This is a genomic window from uncultured Clostridium sp., assembly GCF_934754925.1.
GTDB lineage: Bacteria > Bacillota > Clostridia > Clostridiales > Clostridiaceae > Clostridium.
Genome location: NZ_CAKVJA010000016.1, coordinates 1 through 16,924, shown reverse-complemented (window position 1 = coordinate 16,924; position 16,924 = coordinate 1). Strand labels below are relative to the sequence as shown.

19 protein-coding genes are annotated in these 16,924 nt (G+C 29.8%); 18 read left to right on the top strand and 1 reads right to left on the bottom strand.

Annotated features, from left to right (window positions below; genetic code table 11):
- The first annotated feature begins 15 nt into the window (after positions 1-15).
- From upp to mreB, 18 genes are all read left to right on the top strand, one after another.
- Positions 16-645 (top strand): uracil phosphoribosyltransferase, encoded by a 630-nt coding sequence (gene upp, locus Q0G30_RS07145; RefSeq protein ID WP_294388325.1) that lies wholly within the window; start codon positions 16-18, stop codon positions 643-645.
- 183 nt (positions 646-828) lie between these two features.
- Positions 829-1,326, top strand: coding sequence for a dCMP deaminase family protein (locus Q0G30_RS07140; RefSeq protein WP_294388323.1), 498 nt, complete (start codon positions 829-831; stop codon positions 1,324-1,326).
- A gap of 208 nt (positions 1,327-1,534) precedes the next feature.
- On the top strand, positions 1,535-2,716 hold the full coding sequence (locus Q0G30_RS07135) for an acetyl-CoA C-acetyltransferase (RefSeq protein WP_294388321.1): 1,182 nt from the start codon (positions 1,535-1,537) through the stop codon (positions 2,714-2,716).
- 661 nt (positions 2,717-3,377) lie between these two features.
- Entirely contained in the window at positions 3,378-3,746 is a 369-nt protein-coding gene (locus Q0G30_RS07130) for an ATP synthase subunit I (protein ID WP_294388319.1), read from the top strand.
- Positions 3,747-3,750: 4 nt separating this feature from the next.
- The gene (locus Q0G30_RS07125) at positions 3,751-4,434 is read left to right on the top strand and encodes a F0F1 ATP synthase subunit A (protein ID WP_195467359.1); all 684 of its coding nucleotides are present in this window, start codon (positions 3,751-3,753) and stop codon (positions 4,432-4,434) included.
- A 17-nt stretch (positions 4,435-4,451) separates the two neighbouring features.
- On the top strand, positions 4,452-4,685 hold the full coding sequence (atpE, locus tag Q0G30_RS07120) for an ATP synthase F0 subunit C (RefSeq protein WP_195467358.1): 234 nt from the start codon (positions 4,452-4,454) through the stop codon (positions 4,683-4,685).
- 35 nt (positions 4,686-4,720) lie between these two features.
- Positions 4,721-5,200, top strand: a complete 480-nt coding sequence (locus Q0G30_RS07115) for a F0F1 ATP synthase subunit B (RefSeq protein WP_294388313.1) — start codon at positions 4,721-4,723, stop codon at positions 5,198-5,200.
- Between the two features lie 2 nt (positions 5,201-5,202).
- Positions 5,203-5,742 (top strand): F0F1 ATP synthase subunit delta, encoded by a 540-nt coding sequence (locus Q0G30_RS07110; protein WP_294388310.1) that lies wholly within the window; start codon positions 5,203-5,205, stop codon positions 5,740-5,742.
- 10 nt (positions 5,743-5,752) lie between these two features.
- The gene (gene atpA, locus Q0G30_RS07105) at positions 5,753-7,267 is read left to right on the top strand and encodes a F0F1 ATP synthase subunit alpha (protein ID WP_294388307.1); all 1,515 of its coding nucleotides are present in this window, start codon (positions 5,753-5,755) and stop codon (positions 7,265-7,267) included.
- Between the two features lie 36 nt (positions 7,268-7,303).
- Positions 7,304-8,149, top strand: a complete 846-nt coding sequence (gene atpG, locus Q0G30_RS07100; RefSeq protein WP_133014076.1) for an ATP synthase F1 subunit gamma — start codon at positions 7,304-7,306, stop codon at positions 8,147-8,149.
- Positions 8,150-8,164: 15 nt separating this feature from the next.
- Positions 8,165-9,559 carry a F0F1 ATP synthase subunit beta gene (atpD, locus tag Q0G30_RS07095; protein WP_133014075.1) on the top strand — a complete coding sequence of 465 codons (1,395 nt, stop codon included), beginning with the start codon at positions 8,165-8,167 and terminating at the stop codon, positions 9,557-9,559.
- Between the two features lie 12 nt (positions 9,560-9,571).
- Positions 9,572-9,973: an ATP synthase delta/epsilon chain alpha-helix domain-containing protein gene (locus Q0G30_RS07090; RefSeq protein WP_195467352.1), complete on the top strand. Its 402-nt coding sequence runs from the start codon at positions 9,572-9,574 to the stop codon at positions 9,971-9,973.
- Positions 9,974-10,241: 268 nt separating this feature from the next.
- On the top strand, positions 10,242-10,883 hold the full coding sequence (locus tag Q0G30_RS07085) for a hypothetical protein (protein WP_294388301.1): 642 nt from the start codon (positions 10,242-10,244) through the stop codon (positions 10,881-10,883).
- Positions 10,884-10,903: 20 nt separating this feature from the next.
- Positions 10,904-12,166: a UDP-N-acetylglucosamine 1-carboxyvinyltransferase gene (gene murA / locus Q0G30_RS07080; protein WP_294388299.1), complete on the top strand. Its 1,263-nt coding sequence runs from the start codon at positions 10,904-10,906 to the stop codon at positions 12,164-12,166.
- Positions 12,167-12,309: 143 nt separating this feature from the next.
- On the top strand, positions 12,310-13,365 hold the full coding sequence (spoIID, locus tag Q0G30_RS07075) for a stage II sporulation protein D (protein ID WP_294388296.1): 1,056 nt from the start codon (positions 12,310-12,312) through the stop codon (positions 13,363-13,365).
- Between the two features lie 150 nt (positions 13,366-13,515).
- Positions 13,516-14,349, top strand: coding sequence for a M23 family metallopeptidase (locus tag Q0G30_RS07070; protein WP_294388294.1), 834 nt, complete (start codon positions 13,516-13,518; stop codon positions 14,347-14,349).
- A gap of 125 nt (positions 14,350-14,474) precedes the next feature.
- Positions 14,475-14,729, top strand: a complete 255-nt coding sequence (spoIIID, locus tag Q0G30_RS07065) for a sporulation transcriptional regulator SpoIIID (RefSeq protein WP_294133837.1) — start codon at positions 14,475-14,477, stop codon at positions 14,727-14,729.
- Positions 14,730-14,831: 102 nt separating this feature from the next.
- Positions 14,832-15,866, top strand: a complete 1,035-nt coding sequence (mreB, locus tag Q0G30_RS07060) for a rod shape-determining protein MreB (protein ID WP_294388291.1) — start codon at positions 14,832-14,834, stop codon at positions 15,864-15,866.
- A gap of 55 nt (positions 15,867-15,921) precedes the next feature.
- On the opposite strand, the gene yyaC is transcribed toward mreB, so the two are convergent.
- The gene (gene yyaC / locus Q0G30_RS07055; protein ID WP_294388288.1) at positions 15,922-16,452 is read right to left on the bottom strand and encodes a spore protease YyaC; all 531 of its coding nucleotides are present in this window, start codon (positions 16,450-16,452) and stop codon (positions 15,922-15,924) included.
- Between the last annotated feature and the right edge of the window lie 472 nt (positions 16,453-16,924).

The following is a 16,924-nucleotide window of genomic DNA, read 5'->3' as shown; positions in this document are numbered from 1 at the left end:
AGGAGTAATAAGAAAATGAGTAAAGTAACAGAAATGAAGCACCCTTTAATATCACATAAATTAGCATACATAAGAAGTAAGGATACTGGATCAAAATATTTTAGAGAATTAGTGGAAGAAGTATCTATGTTAATGGCATATGAAGTAACTAGAGATTTAGAAACTGAAGAAGTTGAGATAGAAACACCAATATGTAAAACAAAGTGCCAAATGTTAGCTGGTAAGAAAATGGCTATAGTTCCAATATTAAGAGCTGGACTTGGAATGGTAGATGGAATATTAAACTTAATTCCGGCAGCAAAAGTTGGACATATAGGATTATATAGAGATGAAGAAACTCTTCAACCAGTAGAATATTTCTGTAAACTACCACAAGATATAGCTGAAAGAGATGTAATTGTAGTTGATCCAATGTTAGCTACAGGTGGATCAGCAGCTGATGCCATAACTTTATTAAAGAAAAGAGGAGCTAAGAAAATAAGATTAATGTGCTTAATTTCTTCGCCAGAAGGAATTGAATTAGTTCAATCTCAACATCCAGATGTTAACATATATGTTGCTTCTATAGATGAAAAATTAAATGAAAAAGGATATATTGTGCCAGGTCTTGGAGATGCTGGAGATAGACTTTTCGGAACAAAATAATAAAAAGCGAAGACAATGTCTTCGCTTTTTAACTAACTTAAGAAGTAATTTACGTAGTAGTTTTTAATTAATATTATTAATATGAAAATCTTATAGAAGTTTATTTATTAACTACTAACTTATAATTGATACAATAGTAGGTTAAAATTAATTTAAATAAAAATAAAAAGGAGGATAAATGTTATGGGAAAAAGAGAAGGATATTTATCATGGGATGATTATTTTATGTCCGTAGCACTATTATCAGGCAAGAGAAGTAAGGATCCTAGTACACAAGTTGGAGCTTGTATAGTAAATAAAAATAATATAATTGAAAGTATAGGATATAATGGTTTACCTAAGGGTTGTTCAGATGATGAATTTCCATGGGATAAGGAAGGAGAGACTTTAAATACTAAATATCCATTTGTAGTTCACGGTGAATTAAATGCAATTTTAAATGCTAAAGGAAAAGATTTATCAGGGTGTAGAATATACGTTGCACTATTCCCTTGCAATGAATGTGCTAAAGCAATAATACAATCAGGAATAAGTGAAGTTATATATTTGAGTGATAAATATGCAAATACAGATTCAGTAAAAGCATCAAAGCTTATGTTTAAATGTGCAGGAGTGAAAATAACTCAATTAAAGGCAACACATGAAAAAATAGAGTTATCATTTGATATAAATGATATTTAATAGATAATATTTTTAGATACATATAAATTAGAAGAGTAAATAAAATTAATAATACATAAAAAGAAAAAATACAGCATATAGTAAAATATTTTTAAAATTGGTTGATATTGGTAAAAGTGCAGTGGTATAATAATAGTGTTAATTGTTTAACAATTTAAACAATTAACACTATTATGAGTTTATGGGTATATTAATGGGAGGAAATTTTATGAGAGAAGTAGTAATAGTTAGTGCAGTAAGAACTGCAATTGGTTCTTTTGGAGGATCATTAAAGGATGTTCCAGCAGCTGAATTAGGGGCAATAGTAATTAAGGAAGCTGTAAATAGAGCTGGAATTAAGCCAGGATCAGTAGAAGAAGTAGTTATGGGAAATGTTATTCAAGCAGGACAAGGACAAAATGTAGCTAGACAAGCTGCTGTAAAAGCTGGATTACCAGTAGATGTACCTGCAATGACAATAAATAAGGTTTGTGGATCAGGTTTAAGATGTGTTGCATTAGCAGCACAAATGATTAAGGCTGGAGACTGTGATGTAGTAGTTGCTGGGGGTATGGAAAATATGTCAGCAGCACCATATGCTATTCCAGGGGCTAGATGGGGTCAAAGAATGGGTGACGCAAAAATGGTTGATACTATGATTAAAGATGCTTTATGGGATGCATTTAATGATTATCATATGGGTGTTACAGCTGAAAATATAGCTAAGGAATGGGGACTAACAAGAGAAATGCAAGATGAATTTGCATTAAATTCTCAATTAAAGGCCGAAAAGGCAATTAAAGAGGGTAGATTTGTAGATGAAATAGTACCAGTAGTTATTCCACAAAGAAAAGGTGAACCAAAAGTATTTGCACAAGATGAATTTCCAAGATTTGGATCTACTTTAGAGAAAATGTCTAAATTAAGACCATCATTTATTAAGGATGGAACAGTAACAGCTGCTAATGCATCAGGAATTAATGATGGTGCTGCTGCATTTGTAGTTATGAGTGCTGAAAAAGCTGAAGAATTAGGATTAAAGCCGATGGCTAAGATACTTTCTTATGGAAGTAGGGGATTAGATCCTTCTATAATGGGATATGGGCCATTTCATGCAACTAAGAAAGCACTAGAAGTAGCTGGATTAACTGTAGAGGATATGGATTTAATTGAAGCAAATGAAGCATTTGCAGCTCAAAGTTTAGCAGTAGCTAAGGATTTAAATTTTAATATGGAAAAGGTTAATGTAAATGGTGGAGCTATTGCACTTGGACATCCAGTAGGAGCTTCAGGGGCTAGAATATTAGTTACATTACTACATGAAATGGAAAAAAGAGATTCTAAAAAGGGATTAGCTACTTTATGCATAGGCGGTGGAATGGGAACAGCACTAGTAGTTGAAAGAGTTTAGTTCTTTATTAGTAAAATAGTAGAATTTACAGATAAAAGGAGCTTTTTAGAGGCTCCTTTTACAATTTAATCAATTATAAGTGAATCTAACAATAATTATTTGAATAAACAATAATAAAATTGAAAAAAATAATGAATAAATTAGATTTTAATTATTCAAAATTAATAAAAGTGTTGAAGAATATAGTATAACAGGAGTTTTAAACTGATAAAAAAGAAGTGAAAAATCTAAAAAATAATAAAATTATTGAAAAAAAATAACACAATAAAATTATGAAACGTTATCAACGAAAAGTTACAAAAAGTGAAAATATTAAGAAAATTTAAATAAATGCAAGGGAAATTAGTAACTTGCAAAAAAAAATTAAAACTTGCAAAAAAAAGATTTTAGGTAAGAATTTACGGATTAATATGTAATAATGAGCAATTTTAGCGATAAATTATAAAAAATAAGTAAAAATGAGGTTTTTATTAATTTTCAAGTAGGTATATAATCCTACTGTCAATAGGGATGAGAAAGCGCTCATAAATTAATATTATTCCTAGATAAGAGCTATTTTATAAATAATAACCATATATCAAACTAGAAATATAGTTAGTTTTTATATAGGAATAATGTAAAATCACTATGTCCCAAATAAGTTATTTACTAGGAGACGAAAATGACTAAAGAATTAAATATAATAGTCAAATCTGTAGCAAAAAATGATTTAATAAGTGGGATTATTTTATTTTTAATATTAGTATTATTAGGGCAATATAAGATTGGAGCCATATTATTAGTTGGAGCAATAGTTTCAATGATAAATTTTATTGTTTCAGCAATAGTTACTAATGGATTTTTAAATAAGCCTCAAAAAAATAAAACAATTTTATTTCCCATGAGTTATTTAATAAGAATAGTAAGCATAGTTGCTATAGCGGTAGTTTTTTCTAACAAGATAAGCTATTTATTAGCTTTTCTAATAGGATTTTTTATACATTATATAATACTAGTAATAACTACTATAAAAAATGCAGAAGGGAAGTGAATAGATGGAATCATCAAAAGCTATATTTTCTTTTTACTTAGGTAAAATAGCAATTGATATAAAGCCAGAAGCAATAGTTGAATTAGTAATTGTTTTATTAATTTTAGCACTGGCATGGTGGTCTACACGAAATATGCAGATAAGACCAACTAAAAAACAAACTATTGTTGAATGGATTTATAATATGCTAAACAATGCCGTAGTAAGTAATGTTGGAGAAAGTTTTATAAGTATAGTTCCTTTTGTAGGAGCCTTAGGCATATTTGTCCTAGTAATGAATTTTACAGGATTAGTGGGAATATCCCCTCCAACAAAAAACTTTAGCGTTACATTAACATTAGCTTTAATATCATTTGTAATGGTACAAGGATATGCTATTAAAAAGAATGGCATTGGAGGATATTTTAAAGGATATTTAGAGCCAGTATCTTTTATATTGCCTATTACAATATTAGAGAGGGTAATGCTTCCAATATCATTGTCATTAAGACTTTTTGGTAATATGTTAGCAGCTACTTTTATAATTGAACTTGTTTATGAGAGCTTAGAGAAAGTAGCATGGTTTGCACAACTTGTTATACCTATTCCATTACATTTATATTTCGATATATTTGATGGCGGTATTCAAGCAGTAATTTTTGTAATGTTAACAATGATAAATATTAAAATAGTATCTGAACATAATTAAGAGGAGGAATTTAAAAAATGAGTGAAATAGGAATGAGAGCATTAGGAGCAGGTATTGCAGTATTAGTAGGTTTAGGAGCAGGTATTGGTATAGGAAATGCTACAGGAAAGGCTGTTGAAGGTGTTGCAAGAAATCCAGAAGCAACAGGAAAAATTACTACAACATTAGTTATAGGTTCTGCTTTTGCTGAAGCAACTGCTATTTATGGATTATTAGTATCAATCTTATTAATATTTGTTGGAGTAGCATAATATTTTAATGACTCCAGAAGGGGGTAGAATAAGTAATGGAATTTAATCTAGGTGTTATGTTAGCCACAGTAGTAAATTTTTTAATTCTATTCTTTGGATTAAAATATTTCTTCTTTGAAAAAGTCAAATTAATAGTTGAGGCTAGGGAAAATGAGATATCTGAAAAATTAGATAGCGCAGAGGAAGAGCTTGAAAAAGCAAGAACTCTAGCAATCAATAATGAAAGAGAACTACAAAGAGCCAGAGAAGAAGGTAAAGCTATTACAGAAAGACATAAGAAAAAAGCTGAAAAAGTATATGATGAAATTGTTGAAGAAGCAAAATCAGAAGCAAATTTAATTATAGAAAGAGCAAAAGTAGAAATAGAAAGAGAAAAAGAAAAAGCAGAATATGCATTAAAGAAAGAAGCTATAGATTTAGCTTTAGATCTTTCTAGAAAAGTAATAGAAAAAAATATTGATGAAGAAAAAAATAGACAATTAATTGATGAATTTATTTCTGAGGTAGGTAATTAAAAATGTATGAATACTTAGACCGAAGATATGCACTGGCACTATATGAAGTGGCAGAACAAAAAGGAAAAGTTGATGAATATCTAGGGGATCTAAGAGAAATTTGTGAACTTATTGAAAATAATAAAGATTTCTTTGAAGTAATAAAACATCCCCAAATAGGTACAAAGCAAAAGAAAAAAACTTTTATTAATATATTTAAAGGTAAAATAGATGAAGAACTTTTATCGTTTTTACTAATATTAATAGAGAAAGATAGAATTTTATTTTTAAAAGAAAAGTTAAAGGAAATGGAAAAAATACATTTAGAAAAATTAAATGTATTACAGGGAATTGTGAAAACTACTGTACCATTAGAAGAAAATGAGTATAATTCTTTAGTAGATAAGCTTGAAAAAAAATATAATAAAGAAGTTATATTAAAAAAAGAAATTGATCCAGAAATTCTAGGCGGAATTTATGTAAGAATAGGTAATGACGTTATAGATGGGACTGTAAAAACAAGATTAGATGATTTAGAGAAGCTAATGCTTTCTACAGAATAGAGGTGATTGCATGAATATAAAACCAGAAGAAATAACATCTATCATAAAGAAAGAGATACAAAGATATGAAAATCAAATCCAAACTTCAGATTCTGGAACAATAATTCAAATTGGTGATGGTATTGCTAGAGTATATGGATTAGATGATTGTATGCAAGGTGAACTTTTAGAGTTCCCAAATGGCGTATTTGGAATGGCTTTAAATTTAGAGCAAGATAATGTTGGATGTGTTTTATTAGGTTCTGAAGAAGGAATAAAAGAAGGGGATATAGTTAAGAGAACTAATAGAATAGTTGAAGTCCCAGTAGGAGAAGGCCTTTTAGGAAGAGTTGTAAACTCTTTAGGGGAAGAAATTGATGGTAAGGGACCTATAAGTTATTCTGGTACTAGACCTATAGAGGTGCCAGCACCAAGTATAATTGATAGATCTTCAGTTAATGAACCATTACAAACAGGGATTAAAGCAATAGATTCAATGGTTCCAATAGGAAAGGGGCAAAGAGAGCTTATTATCGGTGATAGACAGACTGGTAAAACTGCTATTGCAATAGATACTATATTGAACCAAAAAGGTAAAGATGTTATATGTGTATATGTAGCGATTGGACAAAAACAATCAACAGTTGCGCATATAGTTAATACTTTAGAGGAGATGGGAGCTTTAGATTATTCAATAGTTGTTGCAGGAACAGCATCAGAAAGTGCTCCACTTCAATATTTAGCACCATATGCAGGATGTAGTATGGGTGAATACTTTATGCATAAGGGAAAAGACGTTCTTATAATATATGATGATTTATCTAAACATGCAGTAGCATATAGAACAATGTCATTATTACTTAGAAGACCACCAGGAAGAGAAGCGTATCCAGGAGATGTATTCTATATACATTCAAGACTTTTAGAAAGAGCTGCAAAGCTATCTAAAGAAAATGGAGGAGGTTCATTAACAGCACTTCCAATTATAGAAACACTGGCTGGAGACGTAACAGCATATATTCCAACTAATGTAATATCAATTACGGATGGTCAAATATTCTTAGAAAGTGAACTATTTAATTCAGGTCAAAGACCAGCGGTAAATGCAGGTATTTCAGTATCAAGAGTTGGTGGTAATGCTCAAATAAAAGCAATGAAGCAAGTTTCAGGAACATTAAGATTAGAGCTTGCACAATATACAGAACTTGCAGCATTCTCTCAATTTGGATCTGACTTAGATTCTGACTCTAAGAGAAGATTAGAAAAAGGTAAGAGAATAATAGAAGTATTAAAGCAAGATCAATATAAGCCAATGGATGTTGAAAAGCAAATAGTTATATTATATGCAACTGTAAATGACTTTTTATCAGACATAAAGGTTCAAGATATTAGAAAATTTGAGGAAGAATTCTTAGAATATATGGATACTCATCATAGAGATGTGTTAAAAGAAATAATTGATAAAAAACAATTAAGTGATGAATTAAAAGAAAATATTGAAAAATCTATAATTGAATTTAAAAAAGAATTTTTAAAAGATGCATAGCTTAAATAGCTATGCAATTCTTTAGGAGGTAAAACAGTGGGCGCAGCGGGACTTATAGAAATAAAAAGAAGAATAAAGTCAGTTGAAAGTACTAGAAAAATAACTAAAGCTATGGGACTTGTCGCCACTTCTAAACTCAGAAAAGCAAGAAAAGAACTTGTAGCTAACGAGCAATATAATAATTTGTGTAAAGAAGTTATTAATGAGGTTGTCTCTAGTATGCCAGAAGATTTTGATTCAATTTATTATAATAGCTTTGAAGGAGATAAACTCTATATTGTATTAACTTCAGACACTGGATTATGTGCAGGTTACAATAATAATGTGGTTATGTATTTAAATAATTTAGTTAAAAAGAGTGGCGGAGCAAAAGTTATAGTTGTAGGTAGTAAAGGAATTTCATATGTCTCTAGATATGGAATAAGTACATATACTGAATATGTAGATTTACCAGATATGCCTGCTACCAAAGATGTTAATAAAATATATAATGATGCGATATATTTATATGAAAAGAAAGAAGTTTCTGAAGTAAATATAGTATATACAGAGTTCATTTCCCCAGTTAAGCAAGAGGTAAAGAGTGTTAAAATATTACCAGTAGAGAAGAAAGCTAGTCATGCAGGGCAATATATAATTGAGCCAAATGAAGAAGCTGTATTTAAAAATGCAATGGATATGTATTTAAAAAGTCAGCTTAAAACATGTATGCTTAGTGCAAAAGCAAGTGAGCACAGTGCCAGAATGACGGCAATGGATGGAGCTACTGAAAATGCAGATGACATACTACAAACTCTTAATCTTAAATTCAATAGAATTAGACAAGGTATTATAACACAAGAAATTTCAGAAATTGTTGGGGGAGCCGAAGCTCAAAAGTAGCAAGGAGGAAGAAGTATGGCTGAAAGTAAAATTGGAAAAGTAGTTCAAGTAATTGGACCTGTAGTTGATATAAAGTTCGATTCAGATTCTTTACCAAACATATATAATGAAATAAAAATTGATATGGGAGATAGAGAATTAGTTGTAGAAGTAGAGCAACATGTTGGAGATGATATTGTTAGAGCTATAGCAATGGAATCTACTGATGGATTAAAAAGAGGTATGAAGGCTTTAGATACAGGAAAGCCAATATCAGTACCAGTAGGAAAAAATGTATTAGGAAGACTATTTAATGTATTAGGTGCTCCTATAGATAATAGAGGAGAAATAGAAGCTGAAGAGTCATATCCTATACATAGACCAGCGCCAAGTTTTAAAGAACAATCTTTAGAACCAGAAATGTTTGAAACAGGAATTAAAGTTATTGACTTAATTGCTCCATATCAAAAAGGTGGTAAGATTGGTTTATTTGGAGGAGCTGGAGTAGGAAAAACAGTTTTAATTCAAGAATTAATCAATAATATTGCAAAAGAGCATGGTGGACTTTCTGTATTTACAGGAGTAGGAGAAAGATCAAGAGAAGGTAATGACCTTTATCATGAAATGATGGATTCAGGAGTTATTAATAAAACTGCATTAGTATTTGGTCAAATGAATGAATCACCAGGTGCTAGAATGAGAGTTTCATTAACTGGATTAACTATGGCTGAATACTTTAGAGATCAAGGGCAAGATGTATTATTATTTATAGATAATATATTTAGATTTACACAAGCTGGTTCAGAAGTATCAGCATTATTAGGAAGAATACCATCAGCAGTTGGTTACCAACCAACACTTGCAACTGAAATGGGTGCACTTCAAGAAAGAATTACTTCAACAAAAAATGGATCTATAACATCAGTTCAAGCTGTTTATGTTCCAGCCGATGACTTAACAGACCCAGCACCAGCAACTACATTTACACACTTAGATGCTACTACTGTATTGTCTAGATCTATTTCAGCATTAGGTATATATCCAGCTGTTGATCCTCTAGAATCTTCTTCTAGAATACTTGATCCAAGAATAGTAGGAAAAGAACATTATGAAGTTGCAACAGAAGTAAAAAATATACTTGAAAGATATAAAGAGTTACAAGATATCATTGCAATTTTAGGTGTTGATGAATTATCAGATGAAGATAAAGCTGTAGTTGCTAGAGCAAGAAGAATTCAAAGATTCTTATCTCAACCATTTACAGTTGCTGAACAATTTACAGGAATGCAAGGAAGATATGTTCCAGTAAAAGAAACAGTAAGAGGATTTAAGGAAATATTACAAGGAAAATACGATCACTTACCTGAATCAGCATTCTTATTTGCAGGTACAATTGAAGAAGTTGTAGAAAAAGCAAATAGCATGAAATAGGAGATATAATTTATGGGAAAATTAATAAAGCTTAATATTGTAGCTCCTGGGCGTGAAGTACTAACTGAGGAAGTAGTTAGTTTAGCAACAACTGAAGGTGATGGTAAAATAGAAATTTTAGCAAATTATGCACCAACTATAATAGCAACTATACCAACTACAACTACGTATACTACTATAGATGGAAATAAGAAAAAATTATTTACATCATCAGGAATTGTTTATATTAAAGAGAATATAATTAATTTTTGTTGTGATTCTTTTAATTTCCCAGAAGAGATTGATATAGATCGCGCTGAGCAGTCTCTTAAGAGAGCTCAAGAGAGATTAAATAATAAAGAAAATAATAATATTGATATTGAAAGAGCTAAGAGAGCAGAAGCAAGAGCTAAAGCTAGATTAGAGCTGAAATAAAGAAGTCACAAATAAGTGGCTTCTTTATTTTTTTATTATATAGATGTATAAAATTTAAAATACACTGTTATATATGGACGAATATAGTAGATATTTATAAAAATTTATGATGAAAGCGAACTATTCTAGGGTATTTATAATATATATATACTATATTAAAGATTTAGAATTTCACTTATAAGAAGTGGAATACTAAATTTATAAGTTTTATTGTATAAAAATATATAGTTTGGACAATAATTTTAGAGGAAGGGCAGGGGATTACAATATGAAAAGGATATTTTTTGTATTTCTTTTAATCTTTTCTCTATTAATTATTAATGGAAAAGAATATGAATGCGAAGCAAAGGGTGATTTATTTAATGAAGTTGAAAGATATATATTAAATGAATATCAATTCGTAAACAATGGAATAAAACTAGAATATACAATAAAAGATGACATTAAGAATGAATTAAGAAGAATTGATAAAATTTTTGAATCAAAAAGCAATTTAACTGTAACAAAAGATGAAAATGAGATATGTGCAGAGGACGATAATATTAATTATAGTGTTAATATATATAATTATAATGAATTAACAAAGGTTGAAGTAATAGTTATTAATAAAAATAAAACCTTATCTGAGAGTTATTTAAAGTTATTAGTTCAAGAAATTAGAAATAGTAATTTTATAAATGAGAGGTATTTTTCATTTATAAAGGGCAAGATAAAAGTGAAAGATGAAAATGTATTTGAAGATATAGAAAATAAATTAAAAATAAATATCAGTGAAAGCCTAGATATAAGCAATGGTAGCATAGCAAAAGCAACAATGATGGATGGAACAGATATAAACATTGGACAAATTACTTACGATACAGGTTCATATTTAATTATAGGGACGCCGATAATTTTCGTAACATACTAAAAATAAATGTGGAGGATAATATGGAAAAAATTATAGTTAGAGGTGGAAAAAAACTTCAAGGAGAAGTTGATATAAGTGTTGCAAAAAATTCAGTATTACCTATAATAGTTGCAACTATTTTAAATCCAACAGAAATAATTTTAAGAAAAGTACCTATGTTAGAAGATGTAACAGTTTTGATAAATTTATTAAGAGAATTAAATTGTGAAGTGAAGTTTTCACCTATAACAGGCGATTTAAAAATAAATACTTTAAATTTAAAAGAAATAGAATCTAATAATGAATTAATACGTAAGATGAGAGCATCATTTCTAGTTATGGGACCTATGTTAGCTAGATTTGGAAGGTGTAAAATATCAATGCCAGGAGGATGTAATATAGGGAGTAGACCTGTAGATCTTCATTTAAAGGGATTTAAGGCATTAGGAATAGATTCTGAAATAGGATATGGATATGTTGATGCTAAAATAAAAGATTTACATGGAAATAGAATATATTTAGATTTTCCATCTGTAGGAGCTACTGAAAATATCATGATGACTTCCGTTTTTGCTCCTGGAACAACAATTATAGAAAATGCAGCTGAAGAACCAGAAATATGGGATTTAGCAAGATTCTTAAATAGTATGGGTGCTAAAATAGAAGGGGCTGGATATGGAAGAATAACTATACATGGTGTCTCAGAATTAAAACAACCAGAACCATTTACACCTATTTTTGATAGAATTGAGGCTGGAACATTTATGGTTGCAGCAGGAATAACAAATAGTAAAATAACTATTAATGGAGTTAATGAAGAACATTTGATGCCAACTATTGAAAAATTAAAAGAATGTGGTGTTTATTGCAAAATTAATGGAGATAAAATGATAGTAGACGGAACTGGAGAAAAAAGACCTGTAGACATAAAAACAATGCCTTATCCAGGATTTCCAACTGATATGCAAGCTCAAATGATGGCATTATTGTCAGTTACAAAGGGAGCAAGCGTAATAACTGAAACTGTATTTGAAAATAGATTTATGCATGTTGGAGAACTTGGTAGAATGGGGGCAAATATTAAAATTGATGGAAGAATTGCCATTGTTGATGGTGTAGATAATCTTACTGGATGTCCAGTAAAGGCTACAGATTTAAGAGCTGGAGCAGCTATGATTCTAGCAGGATTAGTTGCAAATGGACAAACAGAAATAGGAGAAATATATCATATAGATAGAGGGTATACTAATATAGAAGATAAATTTAGAAAACTTGGAGCAGAAATATATAGAACCTATAAATAATACTTAGGAGCCATTTTTAGGCTCCTAAATTCTTGCCTAAAATAAAGCCAAAGACTTTGTAATAGAATAATTATTTTAAATAAGGGGTATTGTTTTACAGATTAAAACATATATATATATGTAACCTATTCATAGGAGGTATTATGAAAAAAATAAGTTATGATAGTATAAAAGCAATAAAACCACTGTTATATACAACTATATTAGTAATTTTATTTATGATAATTATTCCACTAGTTTCTATAAAGAGTGAAATTATAGTAGAACAAAATAAATATGTAGAGGATGAAGTTATAGCTAAAGAGGCATCAACAGAAGTAAGTGATGATGTATATATTAATGGGAATGAAAAAATAAAGGTTTATAGAACATTACAGAATAAAATAGATGAACTGGATTTGGAAGATTATATATGTGGCGTAGTTGCTAACGAAATGCAAGTAGACTTTGAAGATGAAGCATTAAAAGCACAAGCCATAGCCAGTAGAACTTATTTAGCAAGTAAAAGAATGAATAGATGTCCTGTTGCGAATGATAGTGATATATGTGACTCTGCACATTGTCAGGTATATTCATCTAAGGAAGAATTAATTAGCAAATGGGGAGAAGAAAATGGTGAAAGGTATTGGAATAAAATAAAATCAGCAGTAGATGCTACTAAGGGAATGGTTTTGACATATAAAGGAGAATTAGTTATGTATCCATTATTCTTTTCTACAAGTTCTGGAATAACTGAATCAGCTATTGATGCATCATTAGGAGATATACCATATCTTGTATCAGTTGAAAGTTTAGGTGAAGAGGAATCCCCTAAATATACTAGTAAAAAAGAAATAGCTTTAAGTGATTTAGTTATAGCTATAAATTCTAAGTATCCTAAATCAGGAGTAAATACATCTAATTTGAGTTCAAAGTTACAAGTAGTTAAGAGAAGTGAGGCAGGGGGAGTTATTACATTAGCTATTGGTAATGATGAGATAAATGGTAGTGATTTTATGAGAATAGCAGGGCTAAACTCAAGTAATTTTACATATTCAATAAATGAAAATACCATTGTATTTGAATGTAAGGGATATGGATATGGTGTAGGAATGAGTCAATGGGGCGCTAATATTATGGCTAAAGAAGGTAAGTCCTATGATGAAATATTAAAGCATTATTATACTGGAGTTAATATAGGATATTTAAAATTTAATTAATATATAAGTATAAAGACTTAAAAACAAAAAGAGATTTGATAAAAGCAATTTCTTTTTGTTTTTTTTTGTATAAATTTGACGTATAAAATTTGAAATTTAAGTGAATTAATTTACTTTTACGGGCAAGAATACAAGACAGGAGGTGTTGAAATGGACCAAAATAAAAAAAATAAAGTAAAGGACTTTTTCAGAAAGGAGGGCTTTTACTTAGTATTATTTGTTTGTCTATGTGTAGTTGCAACTGTAGCAGCATTTACAATTAGAAAAAATTCTATTGCTAAGGAGCAAAATAAGGCAAATAACGAAATATCTTTAAATGAGGTGGAGGATAATAATTCTTCAGAAACAGATTCTAACTTTAATAAGCAAAATGCTGAAAGAGTAGAAAATAATGATGAATTAGCTAATAGTAATGAGGAAAGTTTATCTGAACCAGAAGTTGCAAGTGTAGATGATGAGGTAGCAACTAGTGATCAAGAGGAAGTTGCTGAAAATCAAACTACAGAAGCTACAGAAGAGAAAGTGGCAGATGTTTCTGCAGGAACAGATACAGAAGTAGTTCTATCATTACCTATAGATGGTAATGTAGCTGTTTCAAGAGAGTTTGGAAAAATGATTAGAACTTATGTAGATGAAACTAGGAGTGAAGATACATCTAGAAGAGGTATTGATATTAATGCTTCAGTTGGAACTGTAGTTAAAGCTGCAGCTGAAGGAAAGGTTGAAGAAGTATCAAGTAATACTACTGATGGTACTTATGTTGTTATTGCACATGCAAATGGATTAAAGACAAAGTATACAAACTTAAGCGAAGAGGTTAAAGTTGCAGTTGGAGATATTGTTAGCACTGGAACTGAAATAGGTACAGTTGGTAATACTTCAGGCATATTTACATCAAAGGTTTGCGGGGATGTACTAAATATTCAAGTACAAGATGCAAATGGAAATGATGTTGATCCTGGTGCATACTTTGATTTTAAGTAATTATTTTAAGTATCAACCATTTTTATGGTTGGTACTTAAAAAATATTTAGTTCTATTTTTATGTAAATTTATGAATTTTTTTTGATATTAAGTAAATAATAAATAGAGGTTAAGGAGGTAGAATTTTGAAAGATTATATTGAAGAGAGAGTTTTAGAAGTTGCACAATATATAATTGACTCAAAGGCTACAATAAGAAAAACAGCAAAAGTATTTGGTGTAAGTAAAAGTACTATTCATAAGGATATGACTGAAAGATTACCTAAAATTAATCCAGCTATAGCAGAACAAACACATTTAATACTAGAATTAAATAAGTCTGAAAGACATATAAGGGGCGGAGAAGCCACAAAAATGAAATACAAGGAAAATGAAGTATAAAAGCATTGAATGATAAATTCATTACATATATAATTGTAGTAGGGATAAATTTGTAGAAAAAACAATTATTTTGAAATTATTATATATTTAGGAGTGAATTAAATGTGGTTTTGGAGAAATGGTAGCGATTTGGGAATAGATTTAGGAACAGCTACTGTACTTGTATATGTTAAAGGTAAGGGCATTCTATTAAAAGAGCCATCAGTTGTAGCAATTAATAAAAATAACAATAAAGTTCTAGCTGTTGGAGAAGAGGCTAGAAAAATGATTGGTAGAACACCTGGAAATATAGTTGCAGTCCGTCCATTAAGAGATGGTGTTATTTCAGATTATGATATAACAGAAAAAATGCTTAAGGCTTTCATAAAAAAAGCTTGTGGAAAGGGAAGAGTCATAGCACCAAAAGTAATGGTTTGTATTCCTTCACAAGCAACTGAAGTAGAAAAAAGAGCTGTTGTAGATGCAACAATGAATTCAGGAGCTAAGCAAGTGCATCTTATAGAAGAACCATTAGCAGCAGCAATTGGTGCTGGATTAGATATAACGAAGCCAGATGGACATATGATAGTTGATATTGGTGGAGGAACAACTGATATAGCTATAATTTCATTAGGAGGAATAGTTATAAGAGAATCAATTAAGATAGCTGGCGATAAATTTGATGAGGCAATTATAAGATTTGTTAGAAATAAATATAAAATTTTAATTGGTGAAAAAACATCAGAAGATTTAAAGGTAACAATAGGATCGGTATTTAAAGGATCTAGAAATTTAACAACTACAATGAAGGGAAGAAACTTAATTACTGGTTTACCTGATGAAATTGTTATTTCTACTGAAGAATTAAGAGATGCATTAATGGAACCTGTGTCACTAATAGTTGAGACTGTAAAGTCAGTATTAGAAAAAACTCCACCAGAATTATCTGCAGACATAATAGAAAAAGGAATATTAATGACTGGTGGTGGTGCGTTAATAGATGGATTAGACAGGCTTATTGAGAAAAATACTGGTATAAAGGTTAGAATAGCAGAAAACACAGTTGAAGCTGTTGCAATAGGGACTGGCGAGGTTTTAAATTATGTCGGCAAATTGGACAACGATTTTTCGGGTAGAGAGATAGAGTTAATAAATTAGTTATTATGATATTTTTTAAATAGTAAGGCTAGAAGTGATTAACTTCTAGCTCTATTTATTTTATTAGAGTATTTAGATAATATGCATGAATAAGACCATGAGAAATAACTTTTGCCATTTCAAATACCAAGTGAAGCCTTATGCTCCTAGATGTGAAAAATTCAGCAGTATCACTAGAATCAATTATGCCTATTATTGAAGCAGAACCAACATCAGGAAGTGATTTTCCTACACCTTTTCCAGGGTGTATAGGATAATCACGAGTATGAATTTCACCTATTGATGTTGTATCTCCTAAACATGCATCGATACCTATTATAGAGGCGTTGGGATGTGATTTGTTTATTTCAATTAATTTTTTATCAAGATTTAGTGCATGAATTGGTTCTTTTAATGTTCCATATACAGGTAAGGGAAAATTATGTTCTTCAAGAAATGTTCCAACTAACGGTCCTAAACAATCGCCAACACACTTATCTGTGCCAATACAAACTATTATAGTATTAGAATTAATGTATTTTTTCATGAATTCAGCAATTTCGTAATATGCTAAATTAGATTTATAGTTAAATTTTCGTTTTATCAAATAATTCACCCCTATCATGATAATAGATGAAAGAATATCATATATAAAAATATATGATTGAAAATTTGATAATATAATTTTTTATGGAAATTATATTAAAATAAATTTTTATAATTAAAGTATTTTCGCAATTATAATATATTTGAATAAGCCTATATATGTTACTAAAACATATAAAAATGTTAGATTTATTGAAATGTATATATAGATTATTTATTTAAATAAAAAAATGAAAAATGTATTAAAAAAGAGAAAAAATAAGAAAAATAGAGATAGCTTAGAATAATTAGCTCAAAAGGGTTTAAATGGGTGTTGATTTATATTAGCATTAATTATATACTAGTCCTTGTCAGTTCGGTAGTAACATAACGAACGGCGGTAAAGTTGTTAATAAGAAATATGGGGGAGTTCCCGAGTGGCCAAAGGGGGCAGACTGTAAATCTGTTGCGATTCGCTTCGATGGTTCGAATCC